15 protein-coding genes are annotated in these 15,516 nt (G+C 68.1%); 4 read left to right on the plus strand and 11 right to left on the minus strand.

All coding sequences use genetic code 11. The features are described from left to right. Positions 1 to 334: 334 nt before the first annotated feature. The 6 genes from ACWDUN_RS29300 to ACWDUN_RS29325 form a co-directional block, all read right to left on the minus strand. Complete coding sequence (locus tag ACWDUN_RS29300; RefSeq protein ID WP_449934333.1) at positions 335 to 895, minus strand: pentapeptide repeat-containing protein; 561 nt, start codon at positions 893 to 895, stop codon at positions 335 to 337. Next, a complete protein-coding gene (locus tag ACWDUN_RS29305) occupies positions 892 to 1,449 on the minus strand; it encodes a GTP-binding protein (RefSeq protein ID WP_449934334.1) in 558 nt (185 codons plus the stop codon). The genes ACWDUN_RS29300 and ACWDUN_RS29305 overlap by 4 nt, the downstream gene beginning before the upstream one ends. Next, positions 1,430 to 1,807 carry a DUF742 domain-containing protein gene (locus tag ACWDUN_RS29310; protein WP_449934382.1) on the minus strand — a complete coding sequence of 126 codons (378 nt, stop codon included), beginning with the start codon at positions 1,805 to 1,807 and terminating at the stop codon, positions 1,430 to 1,432. Before ACWDUN_RS29310 ends, ACWDUN_RS29305 begins: the two co-directional genes overlap by 20 nt. A gap of 7 nt (positions 1,808 to 1,814) precedes the next feature. Further along, the gene (locus ACWDUN_RS29315; protein ID WP_449934336.1) at positions 1,815 to 2,216 is read right to left on the minus strand and encodes a roadblock/LC7 domain-containing protein; all 402 of its coding nucleotides are present in this window, start codon (positions 2,214 to 2,216) and stop codon (positions 1,815 to 1,817) included. Next, entirely contained in the window at positions 2,209 to 4,695 is a 2,487-nt protein-coding gene (locus ACWDUN_RS29320) for a sensor histidine kinase (RefSeq protein ID WP_449934338.1), read from the minus strand. The genes ACWDUN_RS29315 and ACWDUN_RS29320 overlap by 8 nt, the downstream gene beginning before the upstream one ends. A 213-nt stretch (positions 4,696 to 4,908) precedes the next feature. After that, entirely contained in the window at positions 4,909 to 5,514 is a 606-nt protein-coding gene (locus ACWDUN_RS29325) for a class I SAM-dependent methyltransferase (RefSeq protein ID WP_449934340.1), read from the minus strand. A 32-nt stretch (positions 5,515 to 5,546) separates the two neighbouring features. Here ACWDUN_RS29325 and ACWDUN_RS29330 point away from each other — a divergent pair, with 32 nt between their 5' ends. Then, positions 5,547 to 6,011: a tRNA (cytidine(34)-2'-O)-methyltransferase gene (locus ACWDUN_RS29330; RefSeq protein ID WP_449934341.1), complete on the plus strand. Its 465-nt coding sequence runs from the start codon at positions 5,547 to 5,549 to the stop codon at positions 6,009 to 6,011. 81 nt (positions 6,012 to 6,092) lie between these two features. Here ACWDUN_RS29330 and ACWDUN_RS29335 read toward each other — a convergent pair whose 3' ends face one another. Further along, positions 6,093 to 6,734, minus strand: a complete 642-nt coding sequence (locus ACWDUN_RS29335) for a nitroreductase family protein (protein ID WP_449934343.1) — start codon at positions 6,732 to 6,734, stop codon at positions 6,093 to 6,095. A gap of 23 nt (positions 6,735 to 6,757) precedes the next feature. On the opposite strand from ACWDUN_RS29335, the gene ACWDUN_RS29340 reads away from it, so the two are divergent. Then, positions 6,758 to 7,168, plus strand: a complete 411-nt coding sequence (locus ACWDUN_RS29340) for a TIGR03667 family PPOX class F420-dependent oxidoreductase (protein ID WP_449934345.1) — start codon at positions 6,758 to 6,760, stop codon at positions 7,166 to 7,168. A gap of 3 nt (positions 7,169 to 7,171) precedes the next feature. Here ACWDUN_RS29340 and ACWDUN_RS29345 read toward each other — a convergent pair whose 3' ends face one another. Continuing rightward, complete coding sequence (locus tag ACWDUN_RS29345) at positions 7,172 to 10,480, minus strand: error-prone DNA polymerase (protein WP_449934346.1); 3,309 nt, start codon at positions 10,478 to 10,480, stop codon at positions 7,172 to 7,174. A 69-nt stretch (positions 10,481 to 10,549) separates the two neighbouring features. On the opposite strand from ACWDUN_RS29345, the gene ACWDUN_RS29350 reads away from it, so the two are divergent. After that, complete coding sequence (locus ACWDUN_RS29350; RefSeq protein WP_449934348.1) at positions 10,550 to 11,674, plus strand: hypothetical protein; 1,125 nt, start codon at positions 10,550 to 10,552, stop codon at positions 11,672 to 11,674. A 177-nt stretch (positions 11,675 to 11,851) separates the two neighbouring features. Further along, positions 11,852 to 12,457: a membrane protein YczE gene (gene yczE / locus ACWDUN_RS29355; protein WP_449934350.1), complete on the plus strand. Its 606-nt coding sequence runs from the start codon at positions 11,852 to 11,854 to the stop codon at positions 12,455 to 12,457. Between the two features lie 18 nt (positions 12,458 to 12,475). Here the strand turns inward: yczE and ACWDUN_RS29360 are convergent, their stop codons facing one another. From ACWDUN_RS29360 to ACWDUN_RS29370, 3 genes are all read right to left on the minus strand, one after another. After that, a complete protein-coding gene (locus tag ACWDUN_RS29360; RefSeq protein ID WP_449934352.1) occupies positions 12,476 to 13,987 on the minus strand; it encodes an APC family permease in 1,512 nt (503 codons plus the stop codon). Further along, positions 13,984 to 14,865, minus strand: a complete 882-nt coding sequence (locus ACWDUN_RS29365) for a universal stress protein (RefSeq protein WP_449934353.1) — start codon at positions 14,863 to 14,865, stop codon at positions 13,984 to 13,986. The genes ACWDUN_RS29360 and ACWDUN_RS29365 overlap by 4 nt, the downstream gene beginning before the upstream one ends. 61 nt (positions 14,866 to 14,926) lie before the next feature. After that, entirely contained in the window at positions 14,927 to 15,478 is a 552-nt protein-coding gene (locus ACWDUN_RS29370; protein ID WP_449934355.1) for a hypothetical protein, read from the minus strand. Positions 15,479 to 15,516 lie beyond the last annotated feature (38 nt).

Raw genomic sequence — 15,516 nt, forward strand, 5'->3', positions numbered from 1 at the left:
GACTGCAACGCCAACAACTCCGCGGTGTCGAACACCGAGAAATCAGCATCCAACAACGCCTTCACCGACGCGGCACGATCACCGACCGCGGCGGCCACCGCGTCCCGAGACTGCACCACATCCGACTTCATGACCCGAACATACGTGCGGCCACCGACAAACCAGGCCGGAATGTGACACGAGATGCCAACGGGGCCAGAGAATTTCGTGTCGCTCGATTGTCGCTCGCCAAGCGGGACAATCCAGATACACCGCAACCGCTTCGCCGCGGACTTGACGTTTCAACCGCCCGCGCTCCCTGGCGCCGAAGTGTCCAAGAAGCACGACACCGCGGCTACTCGCCGTGCACGTCCAACCCGTGCGCGGCGGCATACGCCAGTCCCTGCTCGATGTTCACCCTTGCGCCGCGCAACTTCACCGTCGTCCAGAACGTCGGGTCGACCCGGGCACCGCGCAGATCGGCCTCGTCGAACTTGGCGTCCTGCACCCGCGCGCCGCTCAGGTCGGCACGTTGCAGCACGGCCTTGCGCAGGTCCGCGCCGACCAGATTGGCTTCGCGCAGCCGACAGTCCGACAGGTCCACCGTGCGTAGATCGCACGCACCGAGCACGCTGAGAGACAGGTCGACCTCCACGAACTGCAGTGGCCGCAGCCGAGTCTCGGTGAAATTCGATCCCAGCAGGCTGCACTGACGGAACGTGCTGTGCAGCAGCGACGCCCGACGGAACGTGCAATTGCGAAAGGCCGAGCCCAAGTGTTCGGATTCGGTCAGGTCGACACCGCTGAAGTCACATCCGTCGAAGACCACCCGCTCGGTCCGGATGCGGCTCAGATCCTCGTCACGGAAATCATGGCCGGTGAACTCGCGGTCCACCCAGACCTGGTCCGACGTCACACGCTGGCCAATGCGTACTCGGTGACCGCGATCAACGCGTCCCGGGTCGAGCGGCGGTCACGCGCGTCGACGGTGACGATCGGGATGTGCGTGCCGATGGCCAGCGCCGTGCGCACCGCCTCGACGGGATGCCGTGGCGCGCCGTCGAACTGGTTGATGGCGATGATGAACGGCAGACCGCGTGCCTCGAAGAAGTCGACGGCGGCGAAGCTGTCCTGCAACCGGCGGATGTCGACCAGGATCACCGCCCCGATGGCACCGCGGATCAGGTCGTCCCACATGAACCAGAACCGGCGCTGGCCGGGAGTGCCGAACAGATAGAGCACCAGGTCGTCGGCGAGCGTGATGCGGCCGAAATCCATGGCCACCGTGGTGGTGTTCTTGTCCGGGGTGCCCTCCAGCCCGTCGACACCGGCCGACGCGGTGGTCACCAGCGCCTCGGTGCGCAGCGGCATGATCTCCGACACCGCCCCGACGAACGTTGTCTTGCCGGAGCCAAAGCCACCGGAGATGACGATCTTGGTGGATCCCGGCCTAGAGCGCCCGTAGGCCACGCAAAGTCCTTCCGATCAGTTCCCGTCGGTCATCGCTCGTGGCGTCATCGCTCAACGTCGCGTGCACCCGAAGGTACCCCTCGGTGACGAGGTCGCCGATCAGCACACGCGCGACACCGAGCGGCAATGCCAGCAGGGCCGCCACCTCCGCGACCGACGGACCGTCACGGCCCAGCGCCAGAATCCGGGACCGCACGTCACCGCCCGGCCAATGCGCGGTCGCCACCGTCTCGATCGGCGCCTCCAACGGCAGGTCCACCTCGGACGCGGTGCGCCCGGAGGTCAGCGTGTAGGGGCGCACCATGCTCGGGACATCGGCGGGTTCGCCGATCTCCCAGGCGTCGCGCGGGGGCTGCATCGCCGGCTCACGAAGGCTGGCGCGCACGCCGTGCCGCCTGCACGACGTTGCCGACCCGCTCGACCAGAATGGCCATCTCATAACCGATCTGGCCGATATCGCAGGAGCGGGTGGCCAGCGCGGCGATATTGGATCCGTCGCCGACCCGCATCAGCAGCAGGAAGCCGTGTTCCATCTCCACGATCGACTGCATCACGTGGCCGCCCTCGAACAGTTGCGCCGCACCGGTGGACAGACTGGCCAGCCCGGAGGTTACCGCCGCCAACTGGTCGGCCCGTTCGGTCGGCATGTGCTCGCTGGCGGCCATCAGCAGTCCGTCGGCAGAGACCAGCACCGCGTGCGACACCCCGGCGACCTCGCGGGCGAACTTCGATACCAACCAGTCCAAGGATTCGCGGGTGTCAGCCATGGTGTGGTCCTTCGGTGTCGCGGGTCTGCGACCGACCGGCGTGGACTCCACCGAAGTGACTGCTCAGGCTGGCCCGGATGGCCGCCGGGTTCGGCAGCGGACCCGTGGGCGGGTCGTCGGACTCCGATGCTACCGACGCGTGCCGGCCGGGCGTGTCACCCGCCCCCGGCACCAACCGCGCACCGGGTTCGCGCACCGGCAACCCCTCGGCGGTGTGCTCGGTCACCGGAGCGGCCTCCGCCGAGGCCGCGGCCGACCAGCCGTTGTCCCACACCGACTTCCAATCCAGGTCTGTGCTCGCGCCCAGATCGGTGGGGTCGACGAGCCATTCCGAGAGCATCGATTGGTAGATCGCGTCATCGCAGTCCGGTGCCGACACCGCAGGCTCTGAGGCCCGCGCGGTGAAGAACGCCGACGCATCCACCGGTCTGGGCGCCGTGGGCGGCTCGGGATCGGCCGCCGCGGCGAACCCGCTGGATCCGGGATTGCGTTGCGGCAGAACCGAAGGCGACGGTTCGAACACCGGCGCGACCGGCTCGGGAACCGGCGCCGGGTACGCTTGCGGCACCACCGCGGGGGCGGGCGGCAGGTCGGTGAAGCGCGGGCCGACATCGGTGCCCACCACCAGTTCGGCGGGCACGTAGATGCCGGCGGTGGTGCCCGAGTTCGGATCGCCGGGCACCGTCGCGCGCAATCGCACCACCAACCCGTGCTGGGCGGCCAGCCTGCTGACCACGAACAGTCCCATGTGCCGCGCGGTGTACGGGTTGACCTCGCCACCGGACTGCAGACGGGTGTTGGCCACCCGCAGATCGGGCTCGGCCATCCCGAGACCGTTGTCGCCGACTTCGAGTACCAACGCGCCGTCCTCGGCGCGCACCCCGGAGATGCGGACCTGCGACGAGGGCGGCGAATACCGCAGCGCGTTGTCCATCAGTTCGGCCAGCACGTGCACCAGGTCGGCGGCCACGGCCCCGATGACCTCGCAGTCCGGCACGGTCGCGGTGACGACGCGGGTGTAGTCCTCGACCTCCGACGCGGCGGCATTGACGACGGCCGCGACCGGTACCGGCTCGGCATGCTCGCGGGTGGTGTTGGTCCCGGCCAGCACCAACAGGTTTGCGCCGTTGCGGCGCATCCGGGCGGCCAGGTGGTCGAGCTGGAACAGTCGGTTGAGCCGCTGAGGATCCTGCTCGTCGCGCTCCAGCTCATCGATCAGGGTCAGTTGCTGGTCCACCAGCGATCGGCTGCGTCGCGACAACGTCTCGAACATGTCGCTGACCTGCAGCTGCAGCCGGGCCTGTTCACCGGCCAGCAGGACGGCCTGCTCGTGAAGTTCGTCCACGGCGTGGGCGACCTGACCGACCTCCTCGGTGGTGTGCACCGGAATCGGCCGCACCGGGCCGGGGTCGCCGCCGGCACGGACCTGGTCGAGCTCGCGTGCGAGATCGGTGTGGGCCACCTTCAGCGCGCTGTCGCGCAACCGCCGCAGCGGCCGCACCAAGGCGCGCGCGACCAACGCGACGACCAGCAGTGCCAGCAGCATCGCGGCGACAACGATGACGGCATCGCGGATCGCGGAGCTGCGTTGCGCGTCGGCCTGATCGGCAACCGCGGTGGTGACCGAGGCGGTGGTCTGGTCGATGACCCGGCCGGCGATGTCGTCGGTGACCGCGATGGACTCGGTCAGCTGCGGGTTGTTCACCAGGACCGCGGCCGGGTCCGACATGATCGCCATCCGGCGGACGAACTGCGCCTGCAACTCCTGCGCCTCGGCCGAGCCGACCCCGAGGATCTGACTCATCCCGAACAGGGTGGACGGTTCGGTGCCGGCGACGGTGCTCATGGAGGTGCGCAACTCGGGTTCGGGAACCTCGCCGCCGAGGTTGACCAGCAGCTGTTGCATCATCATCTGCCCGCGCGCGCCGATCGCGCGGGACAGCCCCAGCGTCTCGGCGCGGATCTGCGCATCGTCGACGCGGACGGATCCGTTGATGGCGTCCTCGGCGGTGAGCAGGATGGGCGCGTAGGCGGTGACGCGGTCGCGCAGGTTGATCGAGTTGGACGCCACCCGGTTGATCAGGTCCTGCCCGTCGCCCAGCAGGGAGTCGACGCCCGCCTGCACATCGGGCACCACATCGGTCTCGTCGAGCCGGTCCTGCAGGTTCTGCCGGGCGGTGTCGAACTCGCCCACGGCCTGCTGGATGTCCGGTCCGGCGAGCATCGCCGATTCCAGGGCGGCCATATAGCTCTCGATGGCGGGCACCATGTCGGCGCGGTCGGCCGCGCGGCGCAGATCCGATGCCTCGGTGAACCCGGAGTAGATGCGCAACCCACCGAAGGTGGCGGCCAGCAACAGCGGGACGAGCGCGATGGCGAAGACCTTCCAGCCCACCGGCCAGTTGCTCGGCGACCAGCGCGGCGGCCGCTTGATTTGCGCTGCGGCGCTGTGATTTTCGTTCTGCAGTGGCGCGTTCATAGGCTTCCTGCTGCTGATGCCCACAATGGGGCCGGCGTGGCACGCCAGGCAATTCGTCGAGTATGACAGTCGGTTTCCGCGGTTTCCACACCTCGCTGCGGGTGCAGGCAGTTCGTGACCGTTACGTTGCGCAACCTTTTCTTCCCGGCGAGCGTGCGTGTCTGCACCCCGACACGCCGTCAGCAACCGGGAGAGTGCGCACGCTCGCGAGGATCAGTCGCCGCGCAGGATGGCGACCAGGAAGTCGGCGTCGTCACGAAAGGGCCGGACGTCCCAGGTGGACAGCAACAGATCCGGGGTCAGGCCCGCCTCGGCGGCGTCGTCCAAGAAGCTTGCGTAGGAGTAGTCGCGGCCGGCGCCGAAGCCGATCACGGCGCGGCCGCCGTCGGCCAGGTGGGCGCGCAACCGCACCAGCACCTGTGTGCGGGTGCTCGGCGCCAGGAAGGTCATCACATTGCCCGCCGAGACGATCACATCGAACGGCTCGGCGATGCCGCGGGCGGGCAGATCGAGTTCGGCGAGATCGCCGACGAGCCAGCGCGGTCCGGGATGGTCGGCCTCGGCGGCGGCGATCAGGGCGGGGTCGACGTCGACGCCGACGACGTCGTGGCCGGCCCTGCCCAGGTAGCCGCCCACCCGTCCCGGGCCGCAGCCGGCATCGAGGATGCGGGCTCCGCGCCGGGCCATCGCATCGATGAATCGGGCTTCGCCGTCCAGGTCGGCGCCGGCCTCGGCCATCGCCCGGAACCGGTCGATGTACCACTGCGAGTGGCCCGGGTTGGCCGCGACTTTCTGCATCCAGAGGCTCTGCTCGACCATGCTCGCCATTATCCGCAGGAGAGAATGGCCCGGTGTTTCACGTCCTCTTCTTCTCACCCCGCATCGCGCCGAACACCGGAAACGCGATCCGGATGGTGGCCGCGACCGGCGCGCAGCTGCATCTGGTGGAGCCGCTGGGCTTCGATCTGTCCGAGCCCAAGCTGCGCCGCGCCGGTCTGGATTACCACGACCTGGCGTCGGTGACGGTGCACCCGGATCTGGATGCGGCATGGGCGGCCATCGGGCCGGCGCGGGTGTTCGCCTTCACCGCGCATGCCGACCGTTCGTTCGCGCAGGTGTCCTACCTGCCCGGGGACGTGCTGATGTTCGGGCCTGAACCCACCGGCCTGGACGCGGACACGCTCGCCGACCCGCATATCACTGCCCGGGTGCGCATCCCGATGCTGGCGGGCCGCCGGTCATTGAACCTGTCCAACGCCGCCGCGGTGGCCGCCTACGAGGCGTGGCGCCAGCACGGCTTCGCCGGCGCGGTCTGATTCTTTTCGCCCAATCGAACAAATGGGCGCCGAAGTACGAGAAGACCGCGCCGAAACGTCAACCTCGGCGCGAAGTGGGGCCTACCAGGTGTCCCAGTGGGTCAGCTCCTCGGCGGGCAGCCGCTTGGCCTTCTTGAAGTCGGTGCCCTTGGTGTAGGCGATCGGGAACAGCCCACCCTGGGCGTACTTGTCGAACGGGATGCCCAGCAGTTCGGCGGTTTGCTTCTCCCCGTCACCCATCAGATGCAGCGACGTCCACGCCGAGCCGAGGCCGCGGCTGCGCAGAGCCAGCATGAAGCTCCACACCGCCGGCATCAGCGAGCCCCAGAAGCCGGCACTCATGCCCGCGGGCGCGCCGTCGGGGCGGCCCTCCAGGCACGGGATCAGCATGACCGGAACCTCATGCAGGTGGTCGTTGAGGTACTTCGCGGAATCGACGACCTTCGGGGTCCGCTCATCGCGGCTATCGCCGAAGGTCGGCTTGGGGGCGTCGAGGTAGGGCGTGGCCGCCACCCGGTAGATGTCGGCGATGGCCTTCTTCTTCTCCGGGTCCTCGACGAAAACCCATTGCCAGCCTTGCGAATTGGAACCTGTCGGTGCCTGCAGGGCGATATCGAGGCATTCCATCAGCACCTCGCGCGGCACCGGCTTCTCGAGATCGAGCCGCTTACGCACCGAACGCGTCGTGGTCAGAACTTCATCCGCGGACAGGTTGAGTGTCATATCGCGAGACTACATTCGCGATCATGACTGCAGACCTGACACCGGAAATCATCGACCGGCTGACGTCCGAGGATTACGCGTGGCTGACCACCGTCGCCAAATCGGGGCAACCGGTGCCGAAGCTGGTGTGGTTCTTCTTCGACGGGACCGACATCGTGATCTACACCGAGCCCGGCGCGGCGAAGGTGCGCCACATCCGCAACCACCCGCACGTCAGCCTGAACCTGGACTCCGACGGCACCGGCGGCGGCATCATCGTGCTCGGCGGCCCGGCCCGGGTGGACGCCGAGGATGCCGACCCGCGCGAGGACGGCCCGTACTGGGCGAAGTTCCAGGCCGCCGCCGAGCAGTTCGGGCTGACCGACGCGATGGGCAGGTACAACCTGAGGCTGCGGATCACCATCGACAAGGTCTGGACGACGCCGACGGAGTAACCGTCACTGGAAGTCCCGGGACCGGGACCGCACCCGCAGGTCGATCGGCCCCATCCGTTCCGCCACCACGGTGACCGCACCGGTGGCGTTCTGCACGATGCCCCGGATGATCAGCGCCGATGCGCTCTGCGCCAGCTTGCGGTGTCGCGCCCAGACACCCGGCGCGCACAGCACGTTGACCATGCCGGTCTCGTCCTCCAGGTTGACGAAGGTGACGCCCTGCGCGGTGGCCGGGCGCTGCCGGTGCGTCACCGCCCCGGCGATCAGGATCCGGGTCCCGTCGGGCACCGTCAGCAGTCGGTCGGCGGGCACCACGCCCATGGCGTCGAGGTCGGCGCGCAGGAACTGGGTGGGATAGCTGTCCGGGGACACCCCGGTGGCCCAGACGTCGGCGGCGGCCAGTTCCAGCGCACTCATCCCGGGCAGCGACGGGATGTGCGAGGACGATCCCACTCCCGGCAACCGGTCGGGGCGTTCGGCGGCGGCCGCACCCGCGGCCCACAATCCCTCCCGGCGGGTGATCCCGAAACACCCGAGCGCACCGGCGGTGGCCAGCGCCTCGGTCTGCGGGATCGAAAGTTGCACCCGGGCAGTCAGGTTCAGCAGATCGGTGAACGGGCCGCCGGCGATGCGGTCGTCGACGATGCGTTGGGCGAGGTCGTCGCCGATGTGCCGGATGCTGCCCAGCCCCATCCGCACATCCAGACCATCGTTCTCGCAGTTCGCCCACGCCAGGCTGGCATTGACATCCGGTCCGTGCACCACGACGCCGTGCCGGCGGGCATCGGCCACCAGTGACTGCGGCGAGTAGAAACCCATCGGCTGCGCCCGCAGCAGCGCCGCGCAGAACACCGCCGGGTGGTGCAGCTTGAACCACGACGAGTAGAACACCAGCGACGCGAAGCTCAGCGAATGGCTTTCCGGGAAACCGAAGTTCGCGAAGGCCTCCAGCTTGTCGTAGATCTTCTCGGCCACCGCGCCGGTGATGCCGTGCCGTTCACGCATACCGTCGAAGAACCGGCCGCGCAGCCGGCGCATCTTCTCGGTGGACCGTTTGGATCCCATCGCCCGGCGCAACTGGTCGGCCTCGGCGCCGGTGAACCCGGCGCAGTCCACCGCCAGCTGCATCAGTTGCTCCTGGAACAACGGCACGCCGAGGGTCTTCTCCAGCGCCGGTTTCATCGACGGATGGTCGTAGGTGACCTCCTCTTCGCCGTTGCGCCGCTTGATGTACGGGTGCACCGATCCGCCCTGGATGGGCCCGGGACGGATCAGCGCGACCTCGACCACCAGGTCGTAGAACATCCGCGGTTTCAGTCGGGGCAGAGTGGCCATCTGCGCCCGGGACTCGACCTGGAACACCCCGACCGAGTCGGCGCGCTGCAGCATCTCGTACACGGCCGGCTCGGACAGGTCCAGCCGGGACAGGTCCACCTCGATACCCTTGTGTTCGCGGGTCAGGTCGATGGCATAGTGCAACGCCGAGAGCATGCCCAGCCCCAGCAGGTCGAACTTCACCAAACCGATTGCCGCACAGTCGTCCTTGTCCCACTGCAGCACACTGCGGTTCTCCATGCGGGCCCATTCCACCGGACAGACATCGGCGATCGGACGGTCGCAGATCACCATGCCGCCGGAGTGGATGCCCATGTGTCGCGGCAGGTTCGAAATCTGGGTGGCCAGATCCACCACCTGCTCGGGGATGTCCTCGACGTCCGGGGAATCGGCCAGACCGTTCCACCGGCTGATCTGCTTGCTCCAGGCGTCCTGCTGGCCCTGCGAGAAACCCAACGCGCGGGCCATGTCCCGAATGGCGCTGCGCCCGCGGTAGGTGATCACGTTGGCCACCTGGGCGGCGAAGTCGCGTCCGTACTTCTCGTAGACGTACTGGATGACCTTCTCACGCAGATCCGATTCGATGTCGATGTCGATATCGGGTGGTCCGTCGCGCGCCGGGGACAGGAACCGCTCGAACAACAATTCGTTGGCGATCGGGTCCACGTTGGTGACCTTGAGCGCGTAACAGACCGCGGAGTTGGCTGCCGATCCACGGCCCTGGCACAGGATGTCGTGGTCGCGACAAAACTTCGTGATGTCGTGCACCACCAGGAAATAGCCCGGGAAGTCCAGTTTCTCGATGATGGCCAGCTCGTGTTCGATCTGCTGGTAGGCCTTCGGTGCACGGTCGGGCGGGCCGTAACGATCGCGGGCACCCTCACGCACCAACTGACGCAGCCAACTGGACTCGGTGTGCCCGTCCGGCACGACGAACGGTGGCAGCTTCGGCGCGATCAGCGCCAGACCGAAGGCGCACTGTTCACCGAGATCTGCCGCCGCGGTCACGACCTCGGCACCGAAGATCCGGGCCATCTCCTCCCCCGAGCGCAGATGCGCGCCACCAAGCGGGGCCAGCCACCCGGCCGCGTCGTCCATCGAGTTGCGAGCCCGGATCGCAGCCATCGCCATGGCCAGCCTGCCACGCTCGGGGGCGGCGAAATGCGCACCGGTGGTGGCGATCACGCGCAGACCGAAGCGCGGCGCCAAGGCCGCCAGCGCCGCGTTGCGCTCGTCATCGCAGGGGTGACCGTGATGGGTCAGCTCGATGCTGACCCGGTCGGCGCCGAACCGGTCCACCAGATCGGCCAGCGCGCGCTGCGCGGCCTCCGGCCCACCGGCGGCCAACGCTTGACGGACATGGCCTTTGCGACAGCCGGTGAGGATGTGCCAGTGCCCGCCGGCGGCTTCGGTCAGCGCGTCGAAATCGTAGCGGGGCTTGCCCTTCTCCCCACCGGCCAGATGGGCGGCGGCCAGTTCCCGGGACAGCCGCCGGTACCCCTCGGGGCCACGGGCCAGCACCAACAGATGCGGACCGGGCGGATCGGCGTCCTCGGTGCGCGGTGTGTTGCCCAGCGACAGCTCGGCACCGAACACGGTGGCCACGTCGAGTTCGCGGGCGGCCTCGGCGAAGCGCACCACACCGTAGAGACCGTCATGGTCGGTCAGCGCGATGGACCGCAGATCCAGCCGGGCCGCCTCCTCCACCATCTCCTCCGGGGTGCCGGCCCCGTCGAGGAAGCTGTAGGCCGAATGGGCGTGCAGTTCGGCGTACGGCACCGAGGACCGTTCGCGGTTCTGCCCGACGGGTTCATAGGCACCACGCTTGCGGGACCAGGCGGGGCTGTCCCCGCCGTCACCGGCCGACTCCAGCGGCAGGCCGGAACGACGGGGCTTGCGGTCACCGACGTGGCGCGGCCTGCTGGCCAGGACGCGCTCCATCTCCGACCAGCTCGGCGGTCCGTTGTGCCAACCCACACCGCCAGTCTATAGAACAAATGTTCGATGGACGCAGGACGATGAGCGCACCGTTTACGCTTGGTGACCATGACGGCGCCCAGCTGGCAGGAGCCTCGCCATCCGGACCACTACTACTGGATGACATCGCGACTGGACGCCCGTGGAGCCCGTAAGACGGTGACCCGCTTCATCGCCATCTGGATGATCGTCGGCGGCCTGGCACCCGCCCTGGTCATGTTCGGCGCCACCGACTCCGACGACTGGATCTTGCGCCTGGCGGCCGCCGGCGTCAGCTTCTGCAGCATCGCCCTGGGCGTGCTGTTCTGGGCACGCGGCCTGTGGCCATCCAAGCGCCAGTCCGAGATCTCCGTGATCCTCGGCATCGTCCTGGCCGCTGCCACCTGCGTGGCCCTTCCCGAACCGCTGCTGGGCCTGATGGGCGCCGCGGTGTTCACCGCGGTCGCGACCTACACCGCGATCTTTCACACCTGGCGCCTGATCGGCGCCGTTCTGGTGGCCGCGCTGGCCGTCATCGTCGTCACCGGGATCCGGCTCGCGGCCACCACCCCGGCGGTGGCCCTGGGGCTCAGCATGACCAATGCGCTGATCATCATCTTCGTGACCTTCGTGGTGCGGGCGTTGATCGGGCTCATCGACGCCGACCTGTTCACCGGCGACATCGAGCCCACGACCGGGCTCCTGAGCCGGGACGGATTCCTGGATGCGCTGGCGGTCACCGTCGCCGCGCGCGGCCGCACCGATGATCGCTACCTGGTGGTCACCCAGGTCAGCCTGGACAGTTTCGCCGCGGTCGCCGACGTCGTCGGTGACGGCCGCGCCCGCGAGTTGCGGGTCCTGGTGGCGCAGATGCTGCGCGACCAGGCCCGGCGCGATGTGGGGATCGCCCACCTGCCGGACGCGGACTTCCTGTTGGTCGACATCTTCAACACTCCGGATCCCGACCCGCTGTGCGAACGGATCAGCGGCGGGCTCACCGCCACCGCCCCCGAACTCAAAGCCAGCATCGCAGCCGTCGTCACCCCGTTGACGCCCCTGGCGTCGGTGTCGCCGGACGAGTTGTCCGAGACCCTGCTCGCCGCCGCCGGCGCCGCGGTGGCCGATGCCCGCAGGCACGGTGGCAATCAGCGTCGGGTGGTGTTCCTGCCCGACCTGCAGAACTCGGGCGGGACGCCGAACCCCGACCGGCAATGACGGTTGCGCTTAGCCTCGGCGAGCAGATCCGGCAGCACCTTCGACATCACCGGATCACCTCTGCGTCGGTTCCTGGCCGCCGACGCCGGCCTGTTGCAGCACTGAGGGCGCGACGCGGACCCTGACCCGAACTGGACCGCATGTCGCTCGGTGGCCCCGCGTAGCGTCAATCCGACCATGAACAGATGGTTCCCCCGGCCAATGCAGGCTGCGTCGCTGGTTCTGGGCCTCTGGCTGTTCGGAACGGGCGAGGCGTTGATCGTCGCCGCCCAGCTGGGGAACTCACCCTGGACAGTGTTCGCCCAAGGCCTCTCCATGCACACCTCGCTGTCGGTCGGGGTGCTGACCAACATCATCGGCGCGGTCGTGCTGGTGCTGTGGATTCCGTTGCGCCAGAAACCGGGACTCGGCACGGTGGCCAATGTGTTGTTGGTGGGCACGGCGTTGGACGTGTCCCTGGAGGTGTTGCCGCAACCCGACGGGCTGCTCGCCCGGTCGGCCCTGTGTGTCGGCGGCATCCTGGTGGTCGCGGTGGGCAGCGGGCTCTACCTGCGTTGCGGACTCGGCCCCGGCCCACGCGACGGGTTGATGACCGGGCTCGCCCGCGTCGCGGGGTGGCCGCTCGGGGCGGCCCGGACCGCCGTCGAGGCAACGGTGCTGTTGTGCGGATGGCTGCTCGGCGGGCTGGCCGGGATCGGGACCCTGTTGTTCGCCATCGCCATCGGCCCCTGCGTGCAGGTGGCGGTCCGGTTGCTCAGCCGTATCCCCGACGACGAACTGTGATCGCCCGGCCGCTGACCGCTACTCGGCGAGCGCCGGGGTGTCCCGACGCAGGGTCTGACCACGGAAGAAATCTGGCTGCCGGGCGCGCATCACGAGCATCAGCACCGCCCCGAACGCCAGGATCCCGAACCCGATGAAGAACACCAGCCCGATCCCGCCGATCGCCGCGCCGCTACCGTTCTCCGGATTCATGCTCTCGCGGATCGCGATGACGAACACGGTGGCCAGCATCAGCCCACCCAGCAGCGGGAACAGGAACTTGAACACGATGTTGTGGGCGCTGCTGAAGAGCTCTCGGCGGAAGAACCAGACACAAGCGAACGCGGTGATGCCGTAGTACCAGCAGATCATGATGCCCAGCGCGGCAATGGTGTCCCACAACGCGTTGTCGGACAACAGCTTCACCACCGTGTAGAAGCCGCCGGTGACCACCCCGGCGACAACGGTCGAGTACACCGGGGTCAGGAAGCGCGGGCTCACCTCGGCGAAGCGCGCCGGGAAAGCCTTGTAGACGCCCATCGCCAGCATCGCGCGGGCGGCGGGCAGGAAGGTGGTCTGCAGGCTGGCCACCGATGAGGCGAACACCGCCAGGTACAGCAACGGCCCGAACCACGGTCCCAGTACCGGGTCGGCCAGCGCACCGAACACATTCTCGGAGTTCTCCGGGTTACCCAGACCCAGGCCCTCTTCGCCGATACCGGCGTACATCATCACCGCGACCGCGATCAGCAGATAGGTGATCAGAATCGATGTGACGCAGAGCAATCCGGCCCGGCCCGGCACCTTCGTCGGATCCTTGGACTCCTCACCCAGGGTCAGGCAGGTGTCCCAACCCCAGAACGCGAAGATGGACCCGGTGAGCCCGACGGCGAACACCGCCAGCGTCAGACCGGTGAACGGGTTGAACCAGTCCAGGTCGAAGCTCAGCCCGGCCGGCGCAGCACCGCGGCCCACATGGACGAGCGCGGTGATGGCGAAGGCCACCAGCACCACCAGTTGGAAGGCCACCAGCACGTACTGGACGCGCTCACTGGTGGTGATGCCGCGGCTGGCGATCAGGGTGGCCGCCGCGATGAACACCAGCGTGGTGATGATGTTGACCGGCAGATTCGCGGCCAGGTCGGCGATGCCGGGCTGGTTGAACACGCGAGCGATGAGCAGATAGAAGAATTCGACGGCGATCGCGGCCAGGTTGGACAGCACGATGATCGAGGCCACCACCATGCCCCATCCGCACATCCAGCCGACGTAGGGACCGAAAGCCTTGGTGGACCAGGTGAACGACGCACCGCAGTCCGGCGTGCGAGAGTTCAGCTCGCGGTAGGCGTAGGCGGTGAGGAACATGGGGATGAAGCCGGCGATGAAGATGGCGGGCATCTTCAGGCCCACGGCCGCGACGATGACGCCGATGCTCGCGGTCAGCGTGTAACCGGGTGCCACACAGGAGATCCCGAGCATGGCGCCGGACAGGGTGCCGATCTTGCCTGCCGCCAGGCCTTTGGACACCGTTCCCGAGTCGTGGGTGGTCATGATGTCTCCTCATCGGTGGATCGGGGTACGACGACCATCGGCACGTCGAGCACGCGCAGCATCTTGGCCGCGGTGGAACCGAGGAACAGTCGTCGCGGTGCGCCCAGCCTGCTGGACCCGACCATGATGAGATCTCCGTCGTGCCAGGGCAGTTTGCTCACCGCATCCTCCACCGAGGACCCGTCGACCACCGTGGATGTGACGCTGAACCCCAGCGGCAGTGCGGCTCTCGCCTCCTCGAGCACCTGGTGCGCGTGGGTCAGAGCCCGATCACGGACGGCGTCGGCGTCGCTGCGCAGCGAACCGTACATCGGATCCAGCGCCACCAGCGATACCAGCCGCAGCGGTACGCCGGCCGTCTCGGCAGCCCGCAGTGCCGCGGTCAAGAGTGCGTCGGCGCCGGCGCGTTCACCGATCGCACAGGTGACCTCACGCACCCGCCCGACCGTCGACAGGCGAGTACCCTTGGGAGCCACCGCCACCGGAACCGGCGCCGAGTACAGCAATTCGTTGACCACCGACCCCAACGAGTAACCACCCACCAGGCCGCCACCGGATCCGCCGACCACGACGGCGGCGGCGCCGAGTCGGCGCACCTCGTCGATCAACCCGCCGGCGGGCGAATCGCTGAAGCTGACGTGCGGATGCGCCACGACATCGTCGGGTACCTGCGCCATCGCATCGGCCAACCACTCCTTGGCCTGCCCGCCGAGCACGTCGTCGTAGTTGCCGGTGGGCACCATCGCCGGCACCGACCGATCCTTGGGCAGTACGACACACAGGTCCAGTTCGGCCCCGGCGCTGCGGGCCAACCGGACGCCGAGCGCCAGTGCGTCCGCGCCACCGGGGATCGCGAGGTATCCGACTGCCAATCTCATGGCGACATCCTGTCAATGCGCGGCAGTCCGCACAGGCAATTGCCCCTACGGAATCAGTCGATCATTTGATCATGAGGTTGACCACGATCACCACGGCGCCGATACCGGCGTTGCCGAGCCCCACGGCGCACGCCCCGAGTCGGGAGTAACCACCGATACGGCCGGCCAACAAACCCCAGCCGAACAGCAGTGCCGCGTTCATCAGCAACGTGAGCGAGGTGTAACCGAGGGAACTCAACCCGTCCGGGCCCTCCACGTCGTCGCGCCACCCGAAAAGATGCGCCAACCACAACGCGATCACCGTGGGTACGGAGGCCAGCACCATGGGGATCCCGGTCCGCATCGACGATCCGAGATCCCGCCAGAAACCTGTCTCCGCGTTCATCTGATGTGTCGAGACGTGCTGGCCATAACTGCGTGTGATGGCCGCAATCGCGACACTGACGGCCACCCACATGGCCGAATAGCTGGGTGCTTGGCCGACGGGGATGGCAGCCAGCGTGGCGCTGGCGAACACCGTCCCGATCACGCCGCCGTATATGTCGTTCGCGGACAGGGCCTTCCACCGGCCGGTCGGGGGTGGAGCCTGCACAGGGGTGAGGTCGTCGGTCATGGGGCGGTCCTCAGTTCTTGATGGGGCCATTTTTCGGT

The sequence above is a fragment of the Mycobacterium sp. NPDC003323 genome (genome assembly GCF_053589535.1).